At 46.9% G+C, this 16,874-nt stretch carries 17 protein-coding genes; 4 read left to right on the top strand and 13 right to left on the bottom strand.

Annotation, left to right across the window (positions count from 1 at the left end; translation table 11 throughout):
* Positions 1 to 30 precede the first annotated feature (30 nt).
* Entirely contained in the window at positions 31 to 954 is a 924-nt protein-coding gene (locus HW560_RS01435) for a ketopantoate reductase family protein (RefSeq protein ID WP_179261686.1), read from the bottom strand.
* A 168-nt stretch (positions 955 to 1,122) separates the two neighbouring features.
* Between HW560_RS01435 and HW560_RS01440 the strand changes: the two genes are divergently transcribed.
* Complete coding sequence (locus tag HW560_RS01440; RefSeq protein ID WP_179261688.1) at positions 1,123 to 1,689, top strand: TetR/AcrR family transcriptional regulator; 567 nt, start codon at positions 1,123 to 1,125, stop codon at positions 1,687 to 1,689.
* Here the strand turns inward: HW560_RS01440 and bioC are convergent.
* From bioC to HW560_RS01480, 8 genes are all read right to left on the bottom strand, one after another.
* On the bottom strand, positions 1,686 to 2,549 hold the full coding sequence (gene bioC / locus HW560_RS01445; RefSeq protein ID WP_179261690.1) for a malonyl-ACP O-methyltransferase BioC: 864 nt from the start codon (positions 2,547 to 2,549) through the stop codon (positions 1,686 to 1,688). The two genes, HW560_RS01440 and bioC, sit on opposite strands and share 4 nt — an antisense overlap.
* On the bottom strand, positions 2,536 to 3,327 hold the full coding sequence (locus HW560_RS01450; protein WP_257031590.1) for an alpha/beta hydrolase: 792 nt from the start codon (positions 3,325 to 3,327) through the stop codon (positions 2,536 to 2,538). Before HW560_RS01450 ends, bioC begins: the two co-directional genes overlap by 14 nt.
* Positions 3,324 to 4,502, bottom strand: coding sequence for an 8-amino-7-oxononanoate synthase (bioF, locus tag HW560_RS01455; protein ID WP_179261692.1), 1,179 nt, complete (start codon positions 4,500 to 4,502; stop codon positions 3,324 to 3,326). The genes HW560_RS01450 and bioF overlap by 4 nt, the downstream gene beginning before the upstream one ends.
* Before the next feature lie 13 nt (positions 4,503 to 4,515).
* Positions 4,516 to 5,514 (bottom strand): biotin synthase BioB, encoded by a 999-nt coding sequence (gene bioB / locus HW560_RS01460; protein WP_257031591.1) that lies wholly within the window; start codon positions 5,512 to 5,514, stop codon positions 4,516 to 4,518.
* A gap of 2 nt (positions 5,515 to 5,516) precedes the next feature.
* Positions 5,517 to 6,251 carry a dethiobiotin synthase gene (gene bioD, locus HW560_RS01465; protein WP_179261696.1) on the bottom strand — a complete coding sequence of 245 codons (735 nt, stop codon included), beginning with the start codon at positions 6,249 to 6,251 and terminating at the stop codon, positions 5,517 to 5,519.
* Positions 6,248 to 7,606, bottom strand: a complete 1,359-nt coding sequence (bioA, locus tag HW560_RS01470) for an adenosylmethionine--8-amino-7-oxononanoate transaminase (protein WP_179261698.1) — start codon at positions 7,604 to 7,606, stop codon at positions 6,248 to 6,250. Before bioA ends, bioD begins: the two co-directional genes overlap by 4 nt.
* Before the next feature lie 332 nt (positions 7,607 to 7,938).
* A complete protein-coding gene (locus HW560_RS01475; protein WP_179261700.1) occupies positions 7,939 to 8,718 on the bottom strand; it encodes a sirohydrochlorin chelatase in 780 nt (259 codons plus the stop codon).
* A gap of 2 nt (positions 8,719 to 8,720) precedes the next feature.
* Positions 8,721 to 9,011 (bottom strand): YerC/YecD family TrpR-related protein, encoded by a 291-nt coding sequence (locus HW560_RS01480; RefSeq protein WP_017690665.1) that lies wholly within the window; start codon positions 9,009 to 9,011, stop codon positions 8,721 to 8,723.
* 448 nt (positions 9,012 to 9,459) lie between these two features.
* Here HW560_RS01480 and HW560_RS01485 point away from each other — a divergent pair, with 448 nt between their 5' ends.
* The gene (locus tag HW560_RS01485; protein ID WP_090904868.1) at positions 9,460 to 10,086 is read left to right on the top strand and encodes a hypothetical protein; all 627 of its coding nucleotides are present in this window, start codon (positions 9,460 to 9,462) and stop codon (positions 10,084 to 10,086) included.
* Between the two features lie 182 nt (positions 10,087 to 10,268).
* A complete protein-coding gene (locus tag HW560_RS01490; RefSeq protein WP_179261702.1) occupies positions 10,269 to 11,360 on the top strand; it encodes a DNA alkylation repair protein in 1,092 nt (363 codons plus the stop codon).
* Positions 11,361 to 11,720: 360 nt separating this feature from the next.
* Here the strand turns inward: HW560_RS01490 and corA are convergent, their stop codons facing one another.
* From corA to HW560_RS01510, 4 genes are all read right to left on the bottom strand, one after another.
* The gene (gene corA, locus HW560_RS01495; RefSeq protein WP_090904870.1) at positions 11,721 to 12,680 is read right to left on the bottom strand and encodes a magnesium/cobalt transporter CorA; all 960 of its coding nucleotides are present in this window, start codon (positions 12,678 to 12,680) and stop codon (positions 11,721 to 11,723) included.
* 352 nt (positions 12,681 to 13,032) lie between these two features.
* The gene (locus HW560_RS01500) at positions 13,033 to 14,022 is read right to left on the bottom strand and encodes an inorganic phosphate transporter (protein ID WP_090904871.1); all 990 of its coding nucleotides are present in this window, start codon (positions 14,020 to 14,022) and stop codon (positions 13,033 to 13,035) included.
* A 14-nt stretch (positions 14,023 to 14,036) separates the two neighbouring features.
* On the bottom strand, positions 14,037 to 14,654 hold the full coding sequence (locus HW560_RS01505; RefSeq protein ID WP_062327047.1) for a DUF47 domain-containing protein: 618 nt from the start codon (positions 14,652 to 14,654) through the stop codon (positions 14,037 to 14,039).
* A 216-nt stretch (positions 14,655 to 14,870) separates the two neighbouring features.
* Complete coding sequence (locus HW560_RS01510) at positions 14,871 to 15,938, bottom strand: DUF3048 domain-containing protein (protein WP_257031592.1); 1,068 nt, start codon at positions 15,936 to 15,938, stop codon at positions 14,871 to 14,873.
* 336 nt (positions 15,939 to 16,274) lie between these two features.
* Here HW560_RS01510 and HW560_RS01515 point away from each other — a divergent pair, with 336 nt between their 5' ends.
* Positions 16,275 to 16,814, top strand: a complete 540-nt coding sequence (locus HW560_RS01515; RefSeq protein WP_090904873.1) for a DoxX family protein — start codon at positions 16,275 to 16,277, stop codon at positions 16,812 to 16,814.
* The last annotated feature ends 60 nt before the right edge of the window (positions 16,815 to 16,874 follow it).

Genomic DNA, 16,874 nt, shown 5'->3' on the forward strand with positions numbered 1-16,874 from the left:
AAGAGCAATAGGAAGTTGCTTTGATCATGCTTATAAGATGGAATAGTCCCTTTTCAAGATCTCCCAATGCGGTGTTGGTACACCTGTGGCCTTTTTCCAATCAGTAAATGCATGATCTAACGCCTCGATCTCCCCAAAAGAACCCGCAACCAGTTTATAGATCGGAAGCATACTATATAATTTCAATAGAAGGTAAAACATCCGTTGATGCTTGCGAATCAGTTTAGCCTGCATCTCCGGTATAATCGTTATACCCATAGCCTCAAGCACGCGAAAGCCCTCATCCATCGCCCCAATCATATGCTGGAGTTGCTTTCTGTTCCCGTCCAACCTGATCATCTCACGCTTCTCATTAAAGCTCACTGCATTAAGCATCAGAATGGGCACAATATGGCTTTTCAGCCAGGCATCAATATCATCCAGGTAATTCAACTTGTATTTCGTCTTCTCAAAAGCTTGATCCAGTATGGATTTAAAGGCAATCTCGCTATCCAGCCCACCAATCACCATTTGCCCGCTTGCTCCACCAATGGATAACATCCGGTCTTCTTGCCGCCGCCCGCCGCTGATATGAAAACCAAATGCGACTTTCTTTTCCACTCTGCTGTTTTCCTCCAAAAAGAGTTGCATGCTTCGTGCATCTGCATTGTTACCGACAATCACCACATTCCTGCTCTGATTGGCCGCCAAAATAGGCAGCACTGATGGAAAATCGTTATATTTCATAACCACAAAAATAAGATCATAGTGATCATTCTCTTCCAACGTTCTTGTTACCCGCACCGGGTCAACGGTCGTTCTAAACTGGAACACATGACGAATGACGATGCCATCCCTCTCCAGTTCCTCTGCCCGCTTCCCTCTAGCCAGAATGGTGACGTCATTTCCCCCACGTACCAGAACCTGCGCCAACTGACTGCCCAAGACGCCTGCACCATACACTAATATGTTCATTAGTTATCCCTCTATTTCAAAATTTTATAGATATTCGTTGCTTTATCAACATTTGTTGATAAAATAAGAGTAACAAAGCATCTGCAGCGCTTCAATCGCTAAAATATCCGTTTTTGTTGAATAATCAACGAATGAACCCATATTGTTGAAAACATCAAAGGAGGAGCCATGGACAGACGAGTTGTCAAGACAAGAAAAGCCATAACCGAGGCCTTGATCGGGCTGTTGAAAGAGCAGGATTTTGAGCAAATTACGATTAATGACATTGCTGATCGGGCCGATGTGAACCGCGGTACCGTCTATTTGCACTACACGGACAAGTTCGATCTGCTGGATCAAAGCATTGAGACGTATTTGCAGCAGCTGGTGGAGAGCTGTATGGTGGAGAGCCCTACCACGCCCATGACTGTCAAGGAGGCATTGCTCCGAACCTTCCGTTACCTGGAGCAGCACGCCCCCGTGTATACCACGCTATTAACCCAAAAAGGCATTCCCGCCTTCCGGAATCGGATGATGACGCTCCTGGTTCAGGGGGTCGAAGAGCAGGTTGATGCGTGTGGCATTCACAAAGGGATTAACCGGGAAATCACTGTACAATTTCTGGCCTGTGCCTCCGCAGGCCTGCTGGAATGGTGGATCATGAATTCCATGCCTTATCCAGCCGAACAGATTGTTGAAGAACTGATGTCTTTGCTGGAGCTTCATCTGATTGTTCCTTCTCAGGTAAAGGGTTAATAAGGAGCTACGGATTGAATGAGTAGAAGATCGTACGTCGCTGCGACGCCTCCCTGTATGCTGAACTTATCCTCGTACTCCTTATACATGTTGGTGAACAATCGCCGCAAGCTGTACCCGGATACCGTTGCTGCTTCTGAAGTGCTGGCTCCCATTCCTTTAACTGTATAAAGAAAATCTCTCGCGGAAGCATACTTTTCCATATGCATCGAACGCTCACAACGGAAACCAGAATACCCGGATTCCTGAAGCATGATCTCCCATTGAGCAGGTGCATGAAACGAAAGTCCATGTCGCTGTGGTTCCATCCCGTTGGCATGATAAACTTTATCAAATGCCTCATGCATCTCACGAAATGTATCAGGCCCGAAGGTCGTAAATATGAGCACACCCCCTGGGCGCAGCATTCGCCGCAGGTGACCCAGTGTTTCCTTCGGCGAACTTAGCCATTGAAAACAGGCGTTGGAGACGATGATATCCACTGAGCACTCCGGAGCATTTACGGCCCACATTTCGATATCTGCTTGTAGAAAACGTAAATTATCCATTTTGCAATTTGCAGTACCTGGATGCTCTGCTGATCGGAACCGTTTTGAAGCCACTTCAATCATCTCGGATGCAATATCAAGTGCAGTAATATTGGCATTAGGCCATTCATTCACCAGAATTTGAGTCAAAGCCCCCGTGCCACAACCGATTTCGAGAATGCTTGGATCACTTAAGAACCTTCTGTTCCTCCATTCAGCGAGGGATCTTGCTAGCTGCTCAGCCATAGAACGCTGAATATGAGCATGTGCATCATAAGAAGTGGCACTACGATTAAATTGGCGTTGAACCGCACGGCTTCTACCAATGGTCATGCCACCATCTCCTCCATTCATCAGCAATGTGTACTTCCTTTCCCAAAAAAGGTGCATGTCCGCAGGCGGTTAATGTAATTAACTTGGCATGGGGTAATTGATTCATAAGCTCCAATCCAGCACCATAAGGACATATCTTATCCTCGGTGCCGTGAAAAATAAGAACAGGACAATCTATACTCGGCAGTTGAGACAAACCATTCTCGGTTCGCAACAATTGAAGACCTGCCAGTAATGCTTGGGTTGTCCAGCTACCCGTATGGGGCAGACGTTCAGCAAGACCCGCCTCCCATTCTTGCTCCGTAAACATCACCTTTCGAAAATTCGTTTCAACTGCATGTCGATCCCTTAAGATCCCTTTGATCATCTGCCTAACATATGCATCTGCCAAGCCGCGGTCAAACTCTTCTTTTGAACGGGTAAAACGAGCCGTTGCACCGAACAGCACAAGGCCATCTGCGTAACCTTTAGCCGCTAGTCTGAGCGCCAGTAAACCTCCAAGCGACCAACCTGATATTAGATGTGGACCTTGGGAAACTCTCTCCCTGAAAGCTGTTCCTTCAATATCTAACATGTCCCTAACTGCTGTTTCAGTTAAACACAGCATTTCCTCTGGAGAATCCGCAGCACTATAATCTACAGACATATGACGAAAATCAGGCAATAACAGGCGAAGACGGTCAAACACAGCATCAGGCATGCTCCATCCCGTTAACCATAATATAGTTCCACTTTTCTCTTGCTCAATTTGTAGCGGATTATTATTCAAGGCACTCATGAGGTCAGCACTCCTAACTGCAGTCCGATTTTACAGATTTGTACGCTGGCATCATTCAGTTCCTTAGAGGTATGGTCGGCTGATAAAGAGAAGCGAATTCGGGCCGTGCCATCAGGAACGGTAGGCGGTCGGATGGCAATCCCAGCAATACCACCTGCTTCAAGTGCCTCACTGAAACGAAGAGCCCCTTCGTTATCACCGACAATGATCGGCACAATAGGGGAATCCCCGGTCCCAACGTGAAATCCGGCATCCCTAAGCGAAGAACGAAATAATTGACTTGCCAAGTAGAGGCGTTCGCGGCGCCAATGATCCGCTTTTACCAAAGTTAACGCTGTTGAAATACCAGCTACGAGAGAAGGCGGCAATGCCGTTGAATAGATAAGTGGTCTTGCTTTGTTGATGAGAAAGCGGATTAATGTTCGGCTGCCACAGACATAAGCTCCATATAAACCGAATGATTTGCTAAACGTCCCCATATGCACATCCACATCATGATGCAGACCAAGCTTAAAGCACAGTCCTTCACCCAGTTTCCCGTAGATGCCCCCACTGTGCGCCTCATCCACCATCAGCATGGCCCCGTATTCTTGTTTGAGCGCAACGAGCTCTTTCAAGTGTGCTTGATCACCATCCATTGAAAAGACGGCATCCGTGACAATCAGCTTACGCCGTTTATCCCGATGTTTGTTCAATAATAGCTTCAGATGCTCCATATCATTATGCCGATACCGGGCATGTTCCGCGCGGCTCAGCACAATACCGTCCACGATGCTGGCATGGTTTAATTGATCACTAAAAACCACATCACCTCGGCCCACGAGTGCACGAATGACACCAGAATTAGCCATATAACCATTTGCAAAAACAAGCGCAGCTTCACTATGCTGCCAAGTGGCCAGCGCTTCTTCCAGACGGCCATAAGGCGGTCGATTCCCAGTAACAAGACGAGATGCGCCTGAGCCTCCTCCTTCGGTAAGAAGCGCCGCGCGAATTGTATCGATGATAGCGGGATGTTGTGCAAGTCCCAGGTAGTCATTGGAGGCCAGGTTGAGGAGCACTCGGTCCCCCCTCCACGTATACCCAGGACAATCTGGAACCGCGGCACTATCACGCAGGTAACGTTCATTGGAGGCATCAGCCAATAACGCAAGTTCTTTTTCCATCCAATTCATAGTCCGTACCGCCTTATAGTGCATTTAACTCAATCTCAAAACCCAGATCTTCAATCATTTGATGATCATTTGATATTTCCTGACCTGCTGTCGTTAAATAATCACCTACAAAGAGTGAATTAGCAGCATACAGTGACAAAGGTTGCAATGTACGGAGGTTAATCTCGCGTCCACCCGCAACACGAATCTCTTTAGATGGACAGATGAGCCGAAATAGTGCCAGTACCTTAAGCGCCTTCATAGCCGGAGTGCGTCCTGCTCCTTCCAGAGGGGTCCCCGGTATTGCATTCAGGAAATTAATCGGAATTGAATCCGCATCAAGCTTACGGAGCGCGAAAGCCATCTCAACAATTTCCTGATTACTCTCACCCATACCAATAATGACACCGGAACAGGGAGACATGCCGTATGCTTTTACCTTTTCCACGGTTTCAATTCGCTGGTCATAGGTATGCGTTGTGGTTATCGATGGATAATTGGCCTTACTTGTGTTCAAGTTGTGATTATATCGGTGCACGCCTGCTTCAGCCAAACGTTCTGCTTGATCGTCCTTCAAGATTCCTAGACAAGCACAGATTTTAAGTGGCATCGTTTCACGGATTTCTTTTACCGCCTCAACCACTTGATCCAGCTCTTTATTCGTGGGACCTTTGCCTGAAGCTACAATGCAATAGGTTCCTGCTTTACGCGCCATAGCTTCATGTGCTCCTGCAAGCAACGTTTCTTTGTCGAGCAAGCTGTATTTCTGGATGGGAGCGGTGGATACGATGGATTGTGAGCAATAGCCGCAGTCTTCGGGACAATAGCCGCTTTTGGCGTTGATAATCATATTCAGCTTCACTTTTTTGCCGTAAAAATATTGCCTCACTTGGAAAGCCGCTTGCATCAGCGGCAATACCTCATCGTCGCTTGCTTCAAGCACGGCAAGTCCCTCTTCCATTGTTAAACATTCGCCATTCAACGATCGATTCGCAAGCGACGACCATTCTAGATTAGTTACCGTTGTTTTCAACTTCATTCCTCCTCCATGGATTGAACTGTTAATGCCTGTCTGATCGGTGTTAACTGGATCGTCTCTCGAATGACCTGGATCAACAATTCTGTATTTATTTCGTCCATTAAGCGAGGAAAACGTCCAAGAAAGGGGATGCCGCAATAACGTTCAATCAGCTCCGCGTTTGTTGTGATGCTGGAGTCGTTATAAATCTCGTCAGATTCACCATCGTTCAGAATAAAACCTACGATCTTAATCCCATGCTGCTGCAGGTATGACACTGTAAGAAGTGTATGATTAATCGTACCTAAACCTGTCCGTGCAACGATCAGGGCCGGTGTCCGTAGCTTCGAGATCAAATCCACCACAAAAGAGTCTTCGGTCAGAGGGACAGCGACACCGCCTGCTCCTTCAATGAGTACCGATTCGTATCGATCTGCCAGCGGCTGACCCGCACTGATTATTTCCTGTAGCGTAATTTCCACCTCATCCTGCTTGGCAGCTAGCATCGGGGTCAGTGGAGCTTGGAACGTAAATGGCGCCACATGCTCGGCACGCTCATCAATTCCGGTGTATTGCAACAGGCGTTCTGCATCGGTTTCTCCACTGCCAAGAAGTGCACCGGATTGCACAGGCTTCCAGACGCCTATATTCCGCTTTTCAGCACGAAGCGCAGCAACAAGAGCCCCTGTAACGATTGTTTTTCCAACCCCTGTGTCCGTACCAGTTACAAATAATCCGGGAAATACATTCATGATTTCGAACCACCTTCGGTAACGTCAACAATGGATTGCATCAAGATATCAATCATTGCTTCAAGCTCAGCTTCTGTGCTAGCGAGAGGAGGCATGAACACAACAACATTGCCAAGGGGTCTCGTAAGCATGCCAAGCTCTCTGGCCCGCTCCGTTACCCGAACACCAATTCGTTCGGCCCAATCGTACGGTTCCCGAGTTGCTTTATCCCGTACAAGCTCAATTCCTAACATCAGTCCCTTTTGCCTGATATCCCCGACGTGCGGAGAACCTTTAAGTACTGAGAGCTTCTGCTCGACAAAAGCCGCCTTTGCTCTTACACCTTCCACCAGGTTGCGCTCTTCAAATCGTTTCAAGTTAGCCAAAGCAACAGCGCAGCCGAGCGGGTTACCTGTGAAGGAATGACCGTGGAAAAATGTTTTTTGCTCTTCATAATCGGCATAAAATGCGCTGTACACCTCATCTGTTGCCAGTGTCGCAGCCACAGGTAAGTAGCCGCCTGTAAGGCCTTTGCCTATCACCATCAAGTCAGGTGACACTTCTTCGAGATCACAAGCAAACATTGCACCTGTTCTACCGAAACCTGTCGCCACCTCATCGGCGATGAATAGTATGTCATATGTAAGGCAAAGTGCTGCCATCTCGCGGAGACAGCCCTCTGGCATAATCAGGATGCCGCTAGCTCCTTGCACAATCGGCTCCACGATAATAGCCGCGATTTCATCTGCACTCGTTTCAAGTACATTACGTAATGCGGTTAACGTAGCTTCCATGGCTTCCCGCTCGCCATCCTCATATCGATAGACGTAAGGATATGGAATGACATGAGTAGGAAACAGCATGGGACGGAACACATCGTGGTACAACGGAATTGCACCGACACTCACCGCACCAATCGTATCTCCGTGATAGGCTTGATTCATCGTGATAAACTTCGTTTTACCAGTTTCTCCTCGATTCTTCCAGTATTGAAACGCCATTTTCACTGCGATCTCGACACCAGTTGCTCCCGAATCGGAATAAAATACTTTATTTAATCCCTCTGGGGAAATCTCTACTAGTTTCTCAGCAAGTTCAATAGCTGGCACATTAGCCATTCCGAGTAACGTAGAATGTGCAACACGTTCCAACTGATCCGTTATGGCCTGGTTCAGCTCGGGTATGTTATGTCCGTGAACATTAAGCCAAACCGAGGAGAAGCCATCATAATAAGCACGTCCCTGGACGTCATAGAGCATGACGCCTTCGCCTCGTTCAATGATGAGAGGATCAGAGTTATTGTAATCTTTCATTTGCGTAAAAGGGTTCCATAAATGAGCCTTATTTTTGGCTGCAAGCCGTTCATAATGTGTCACAAGATATCACCTTCCGTAAGAGCATTTCAATTGTTAACCAAAAATATTATTTAGGTTAACAATTGAATGTTGACATCTTATCAGACAAAAACTTTCCTGTAAAGAGAATCATTTCAGAGTTAGAATCCTCTGTCTTCACTCTGTCTGCATGGATTGAACTCGAAGTTTCCCCTCGTAGAGGGTTTGCCTAATACAAAAAAACACGCCTGCTTCGGCGTGTTTGGTCTAAATTACATACAAAAACAAAAAAAACGGCATCTCTGCCGTTTGGTGTTTAAGCTATTGTTAGAGAGAACGGAAATAATCGCTAGCAGCGACCTGCTTTCCCTATCCTAAACCTTAACCTCATTACATCTTTCCAGTAAACGTTGAATTTGGCGCTCCAGCCACGTCCCTAATAGCGGATGTGGAAGCAGCGTCTCACCACTATACGCGTAATCCAGCTCCTTCAGTCGGCTCGGAATCACTTTCATAGTGAAATAACCGGCACTCAAAAACAACGGCGCCACAATAACCCGGCTCCCCCGCTCTTCACTCCAGTATTTCGCCTTGCTGTACACACTGTCCGGATTTAGCAGCGCATAATCGGTATGAGCAACACCGCTGACTTCCTGCACCCGCTGTGCGAGTGAAGAAATACCCGCTTCCCAGCGCTGACGGAATCCATCGTGAATACTCCCATGTCCGACTAGCAGAATCGTCTCCTGTTCTGGCTGCTGCGACAGGGCCTTTACCTTGTCCCAGACCATGACCGCAATATCCGGGTCGTTATCCACAGGATAGCCGAAGTGGACTTGTGCTTTCACCTCAAAGGGTTCCAGATCCGTCTCACGCTCCGGAGCGTCTTTGGCACCGATGGCATACTCAATCTCATCCACATGTGTACTACCGGACGATACAAACAGAGGTACGACCAATATATCAGTTACGCCCTGTGCTTCCAGTCGGTTGATACCGTCCTGGATCAGGCGTCCTTCCACCAGTTCAAGAAACCCGGCTTCAACGGGCAATGATTCAGGCAGATTCAACCGGGAGACCGCGTCATCGACGGATTCTACCCAGGTCTTCTCCTGAGAACCGTGACTAATGATGAGTACACCCGGTTTCTTCATCCTTATCGTCCCAGGCGTTCCAGCGTCATTTTATAACCGTCATTACCGTAGTTCAGGCAGCGTTTTACACGAGAGATCGTGGCTGTGCTTGCACCTGTCTCCGCTTCAATCTGGTTATAAGTATTTCCTTTGCCAAGCATACGTGCTACTTCCAGCCGCTGGGACATGGATTGAATCTCGTTTACCGTGCAGAGGTCATCAAAAAACACATAACACTCTTCAATATCTTTCAGAGTCAAAATAGCCTCAAATAATTGTTCAATGCTTTTATCATTTAGCTTTTTCAGCTGCATTTCATCATCATCCCCTAGCGGTTACTGTGTACCTTCATTGTACCCAGCCTGAGTTGGTATTTCAAGCGTTAACGATTTCACGCACTACAGAATAAAAATACATGTTACCGCTTTCATATAGCATAAATGTCCTCCGTGCGCGCACAATCCTCCTCTTTCTTACGATTTTCCCTCTTTTTCCGTGTATATTTCCTATTAATTATGTAGGAATTATCAAATTTAAAATGTGACAATTTTGTGTCGGAAAAATATAATTCCACTGTGAAGCTGGCATCCTCTCTGCGCCCAAATCCGCAAATATCCCGTTTTACGGGATACTCGCCTACGCCGTCTCTCCGCTAATGACATACAGTATAGCAAAAGGGAGTTCCGACTCGGTCTGTTATGCACGTCCAGCAGCTGAAGGAACGCAATTCCGAAATCCAACATAGAAGGAACGTGATAGTTCATGCCACAGCATTATTATCACCGCCAGCCTGCTCCACGGCAGCGTCCGTCTTCCCATACGCAACGGCAGGCCCATTCTTCTGCCTATATGCCGCCACGGGCATTGAATGAAGCTCAGGTTCAACCCATGTATCCTGGAGTAGAGCCTTACTACCCTCAATTCCAAGAGGTTGAAGCATCCGGACTTGTACCTTATAGTCCAGGTGGCCCGGGGGGACCTGGTGGAAACTTTTTCGGCGGGGGAGCTCCTGTTGCTCCCCCTGTTCCGGTGGAAGCGCCTGCGTCTTCCTCAGGCTTTTCCCTGGCCAACATCGGGGAACTGAAAGGAATGATCGACCGTTTTGGTGGAATTGATGGCATCATGAACGGAATCGGCAAAATGCAAAAGGTCGTTGGTGGCTTCCAGCAGATGGCACCCATGATGAAACTGGTGATGGGGATTCTGCCTTTTGGAAAAGGAAAAAAGAGCAGCAGTCTTGCGGATAAAGATTATGAAGAGTATTCGCCACCTCGCTCACGCAAACGTCGTAAAAAAACGACCTCTGCTCCTCGCAAACGGAACACGAGTAGTAAAACGGGCCGGAATAAATCCAATTCCACCAAACGTCGTCCCAAAAAAAGCAAATAACTCTAAAATTTTTCCCAGGTGCCCTCTTACATAAGGGGGTGCCTTAATCCACTTCCATCTATTCTCCCCATCAATTCACTCATTCTTTAATATAAGAGAATTTTCCTAACCATTTTTTAAGAACCTATGTTCTTATTCCCGTAAATTGAGGTATACTGAGTTATAGATAAAGGAGGCGGATTATGGAACTGTTCAAAGACAAATATACTCCCGCATTAATCGACCGGACAGGGGAATGGTTACACCAATTCTACCCCAAGTTGGACAAACAGCAATTTCGTGAACTTGTATTTGCCGAAGGCTGGGGAGAGCTGGAATTCAAAGCTCGTATCCGCCGCATTACGTCGGCATTGACCGAAGTTCTCCCTGACAACTATGAAGAGGCATTACACGTGATTGAGCAGGCCGCACCGCATATGCGAGGGGTCGAGTATCTGTTCGTTCCCGATTTTATTGAAGTCAACGGACTTGCGCCGGAAAACTACGAACTATCCATGAAATACTTGACCCTCTTCACACCTTATTCCAGTTCCGAGTTCGCGGTACGCCCTTTTATTGAACGATACCCGATCGAAACGATGAAACGCATGATGGAATGGACGGGCAGTCCGAATGAACATATACGCAGGCTTGCCAGTGAAGGCAGCCGTCCACGTCTTCCATGGGGTTCCAAACTTCGGGGGTTCATCACCGATCCAACACCCGTACTTCCCATTCTGCATGAATTGAAGCAGGACGAATCCCTGTATGTCCGAAAAAGTGTAGCCAACCACCTGAACGACATCTCGAAAGACCACCCTGAACTGGTCCTGGATTTGGCCTCCAGCTGGTACGGACAACATGAGCATACGGACTGGATCGTTCGCCATGCAAGCCGCTCTTTGCTGAAAAAGGGACATCCGAAGGCGCTGAGCCTCTTTGGTTATGTCGAGCAGGATGCGACACATATCGAGCATCTTCAGCTTGCAAGAGATACCGTAGCCATCGGGGAAGATCTTCATTTCTCTTTTGATGTGGTAAATAAAAGTGGTCAGTCACAGATGCTGCGAATCGAATATGAAATCGGATATATGAAAGCCAATGGCAAGCAGGCACCCAAGCGGTTCAAATGCTCTGACAAAACCTTCCCTACAGGGAGAACCAAGGTTGCAACGAAGCAATCGTTCAAAGTCATTACGACGAGAAAGCATTACGCTGGTTTGCATACGCTAACGATTGTCGTTAATGGACAACCTGCCGCTACGGCCACATTTGTATTGGAGCAAGCAGAGTAAACTACCCTATGCTGTAGCCATCCAACTTATCATGAAAACGTGGCACGGTTCATTTTATGATATGCATCCCATGTTCAAATTCAGCTCATAGAATCCATTCATCGAGAAATTCCCCAAGGCGTCTTCACTACTGAAGATGCCTTTTACTATTTTCACTCTGTTCGTAGCAGCCAAATATCCTTCAAAATAAAGTTATGCACATGTTGCTTCTTCATTTATCTTATCCACATGTGGACATCTATTCCGAAAACCAATCTATATGTACTCCTATTTGCCCTCTTATACACATCGTACACAGGCTAAAGAAGCGATCTGTGCAGATCGCTAACTCTTCGCTTGCTATCCAATTGCTAGTCTTTCTTATTTAAACCAGCCCCGCTTCACAAACCAGGCCACCATGCTTCCGCCCAGAACAAACATCAGCAGCAGCACAGCTCCATACCCAAACTTCCATTGCAGCTCAGGCATATAAGCAAAGTTCATGCCATAGATCCCCGCGATCAGCGTCAGTGGCATAAAGACTGTTGTAATTACGGTGAGGGTCTTCATAATCTGGTTCATTCGATTGGAATTCAAGGAGATGTAACTGTCACGCAGGTCAGCCGTCATTTCCCGATCAGCTTCAATCATGTCTGTCAGCTTCAACAAATGATCATAGATATCGGTAAAATAAACGGTATGCTCCCCAGTTCGCTGCACATGCTGAGAATTGACTACCCGATAGAGCAGATCCCGCATGGGCACTACCGTCCGTCTAAGCTTCAGCAATCGACTGCGCAAGTCGAACACCTGATTCATCAGGTCTTCCACCGACTCCTTGCCGCCCCGGTTCTCCAGTTCAGCCAGCTCATCCTCAATGGCAAATAGAGACGGGAAATAATGATCGACCAACTTGTCCATCACCGTATACGCCGCTGCCACCGGGCCTCGGGCCCAAATGGTTCGTTCATGCGCATGATGCAGCAATCGCTCCCAAGCTTCATCGACTTCCTCCAGGGCCCCGTGATGATAGGATACCAGGAAGTTTGCACCCAGAAACAGGTCCACCTCTTCCGCTTCCAATGTGGTCGGATTCAATGCATGCAGCACGAGGAACTGCAAATTGTCATAATAATCGAGCTTGGGTCGCTGCAACACATGCATACAATCCTCAATAGCTAATGGATGAAAATGAAAATATGTATCCAGTAACTTGCTTTCCTCTTCGGAAGGCTGATTGAAATCTGCCCATACCCAGGCGTAATCCTGCAGATCCAGCTGTGTCAGCGGTACATTTACAGATACCTGATGATCCCGTGAGATGGCGAGTGTACGAATCATAAATTAGACCACGTCCTTGTCTTGTATCCTTTACGCTATTGCACAACTTTAACCATTGAACCGTCCCCTGCAACAGCCCATTATACACACGTTATCCTGCAAACGCGACAACAAAAAAAGCCAACCCTGTTGGCTTCTCTCATTTCCCTATCCACAGTCTCCTGTATCCACAGGAATATCTTCTTTTGGTTTATCATTCCACGGATGGCTATCCACATATCCAGCCTGTCCACACGTTCATGCACAGGCGTCTCTTCTTTTTGGTTGTTTAATTGTCCACATATCCCGATATTCACAACGTTATGAACAGTTTGTCTGAAATCCAGAATTTGTTCTGGAACACTTTTTCGAATTAGAAAATGATCCAGTACAACAATCCTGCCAGCGCCCCGGTAATCGGAATTGTAATGAACCACGTAATAATGATACGTCCAGCTAGTCCCCATTTCACGGCTGAGAAACGTTTCGCGGAACCAACACCCAGAATGGCAGATGTGATTGCGTGAGTTGTACTCACCGGCAGGTGGAGCAAGGTTGCTGTGAAAATAACAGATGCGGCTGACAGATCTGCTGCAAATCCGTTAATCGGTTCAATTTTAAAAATTTTGGTTCCCATCGTTTTGATGATTTTCCAACCACCGATGGAAGTACCAAGAGCCATCGCTGTTGCCGCAGAGATTTTAACCCACAACGGAACTTCCAGATGATCCTGTACGCCTGCTGCAACGAGTGCAAAGGTAATGATCCCCATTGCCTTCTGTGCATCATTGGTACCATGCGTAAACGCCTGGAGTGCTGCTGTGAAAATCTGTACCGTACGGAAACCTTTGTTCACGTTATGCGGACTGCGTTTGGCAAAAATATATTTGAGAATGGTCATGACCACATACCCGATGGCAAATGCGATCAGAGGTGATAATAACAACCCTCCGACGATGTCAATAAATCCACTCCATTTGACTTTATCAGCCCCTGCGCCAACAAGTACAGCACCAGCAAGAGCACCAATCAATGCATGCGAGGATGAAGAAGGAATTCCGAACCACCATGTAACGAGATTCCAGATAATCGCGGCGATTAAGGTGACTATGACGACCTCAATCCCGTTATCCAGCTTGGTGGGGTCTGTTACACTCCCCCCGATCGTCTTCGCTACTCCAGTAAACATCATGGCACCGACAAAGTTCATCACGGCAGCCATAAGGATTGCCCGGCGAGGAGTCAGTGCTCGTGTCGAGACCGAAGTTGCAATGGCATTCGCCGTATCGTGGAATCCGTTGATGAAGTCAAACGCCAGTGCAAGGAAGACGACTATACCCAATACCCAAATCGTTGTTTCCATTATTCTCTGGCTCCTTAAGAATTACGCATGATGATGGATTCGAGCACATTCGCTACGTGTTCACAAGCATCCGTTGTTGTCTCAAGACGTTCGTAAATTTCTTTGCGTTTGATCAGTTCAATCGGATCAGGCACAGTAGCGAAAAGGTTCTTGATACAGTTGCGCAGCACTTCGTCGCCCTGGTTTTCCAGATCGTTCAGACGAATCGTGTACTCGCGGATCGCCAGCAATTTTTTCTGAGACAGCAAATGAATGGCCTTCTGAATTTCGTAAGCCGATTGGCGCAAAATTTCAGCGAATTGAACGATATATTCGTCCGGGTCAGTCAGTTGGTACATATAGAAACGGGAAGCCGTTGCTTCGAGTCCGTCCAATACGTCATCAAGTGTCGTTGTCAGTTCCATAATATCATCGCGTTCGATCGGCGTGATAAATGTCTTGTTGAGCTCTGTAATGATGGTATGAACATAATCATCACACTGGGACTCGTACTTCTTCATTTCATTGGCAAAAAGAGTCACATCCTGAAGGTTGGAAACATGTTGGGAGAAATAATCAGCCGCTTGCACGACCGTATCTGCCATGTTCTCTAGTGTCTCAAAAAATATATCCTTCTTCTTCTTAAGCTTCATAGCTCTATCCCCTTTACGAGAAATTGCCGATAACCGATGAAACATGAAATGACAACCTTTGATATCTTATCATAAATGTTTCACGGTTTGTACATAAGGCATGATCCTTTTTTATATTCTTATCACATAAATCTGAAATGAATCTTAATTATTTGGAATGGCTGGAAAAATGATGATGAAATTTTACACTGCGTTTACATTTCTCTTCAAATTGGATTAATTTTCAATTTCGACATGTGATGCAAAGTCGGGCTGATTCGGAACGATACTGATAAAAGTCTTGCCAGGAACAAGAGCAACTTCGGTCCCATTTTGTACAAATCGAATAATATCACCCGGTTTTTTGACCCACTGTCCTCGAATCATTTTGCCTTTCTGAAACAGCATGGCTTCACCGCCCTGCTCCAGATTAACGGACAATCTGCCCACATTATCGAGCACCTTGTGATCCGCACCCGCTACAATAATGTTGGACCCTCCGATCGGATTGCCGTTATCCAGATCCTGGTCTGCCTTTCCGTTCACCAATCTCATATATCGTCCGCTAACTTCATCATAATCATACGTGACCCGGTAGCTCTCCAATAAATAATGAATATCGAACTGCTTGGCCAACTCTCCGCCAGACGTGGCGCCCTCCTCGTTATACGTATATACAGGGGATTTGAAGTCGTAACTATACCCTTTGGTGTCCGCGCCTTCTCTCAGCTTGTCCGCCGACGTGTACAGATTGTGCGGTGCTTTACGATCCGAGGAACGCCAGAAATAAGGGCCGCTATTCGATATCTCATCCATATGCTGTTTCTGCTGCTTTTGCAAAATGGAATAGGCATCCGGGCTGCCACCCGCATGAACTAATACCCCATCATAACTCTCACCAAGCTCGATCAGATACGGACGGATACTGCGCACGGGCCCAACCGTCTCTGCCCCGCCTTCGCTTTGGAAGATGGCAATAAAACGGGTGATGCCTCCCTCAGCGAGCACTTCGATCATAATATCTGCCGCACTCAGACCGGATTGGGGCCGTGCTGCAGGAGCATTGTTAATCATAACCGCCAATGGGCGGCGCGTAATGGCTTCATCAACAGGCAGACCCGTCAGAGGCGCAGTATAGAGCGACGTAGCAGGTTCTTCCGTCTCTTGTTCTTCCTGTACGGGTGTAGGAACGGACTCCGGCTTCGGAATTTGAACCATCTCCTTACTCTGGCAAGCAACCAGACTTGAGGCCAGAATAAGCAGCGATGCCGCAGAAATCATTTTGTTCCATTTCAATTGCTTCAATATATGTACCTCCTGAACGATATGGCTGAAATCTAGGCTGTAGTTGCTCTTATGTAGGTGACCATTTCACGTATTTCTTTCCATTTAATCACACACAGCACCATTTGTCTTCGATAAGGAGAGCATTTTCTACCCTGCATTTTACATTTGAAACCTGAGCCAGGATGAAAAATATGTCCTAAATGTGAACTTCTCAAACCTTACTTAAAATTTGAACTAGATTGTGATAATAATCACAAACAAGATGACTTTTGAACTATACAATAAAGACATCAAAGGTGATCACTTAGAAAAACAAAAACAACACACACTAGATTCCATGAAGGAGTGGTTTATATGTTCAGCTTCAACCAATGGCTTAGAGAAAACAAAGTGGCAATGTGGATTTTGACAGTACTTCGGGTGTATATCGGTTACGACTGGATGACACACGGCTGGGGCAAATTAACAGGTGGATTCGAAGCTGGCGGATTCCTTGCAGGCGCTGTAGAAAAAGCAACTGGTGATCACCCGGCGGTGCAAGCTTGGTGGGCAACCTTCCTTGAGAAATTCGCGGTACCAAATGCAGGACTGTTCGACTTCATCATCCCGCTGGGTGAATTCCTTGTAGGTCTGGGTCTCATTCTTGGATGCTTTACAACACTGGCAGCACTGATGGCGATGGTCATGAACTTCGCGTTCCTCTTCTCGGGAACAGTAAGCACGAATGCTCAATTAGTTCTGATGGAAATCTTCCTTGTAGTTGCAGGTGCGAACGCTGGTAAAATTGGTTTGGATCGTTGGGTAATGCCTTACCTTCGCGGATTGTTCACTCGCAATAAAGGAAGCCAGCCTAAAGAAACACCAACGATAAATCCTACGCACAAAACAGCCTAAATCGTAAGTAGACATGATCCGGTCCTGCTCCCCTCCCCCTGGAGAGCAGGACTTTTTTGT

The sequence above is a fragment of the Paenibacillus sp. E222 genome, from assembly GCF_013401555.1.
In the GTDB taxonomy this organism is placed as follows: Bacteria; Bacillota; Bacilli; order Paenibacillales; family Paenibacillaceae; genus Paenibacillus.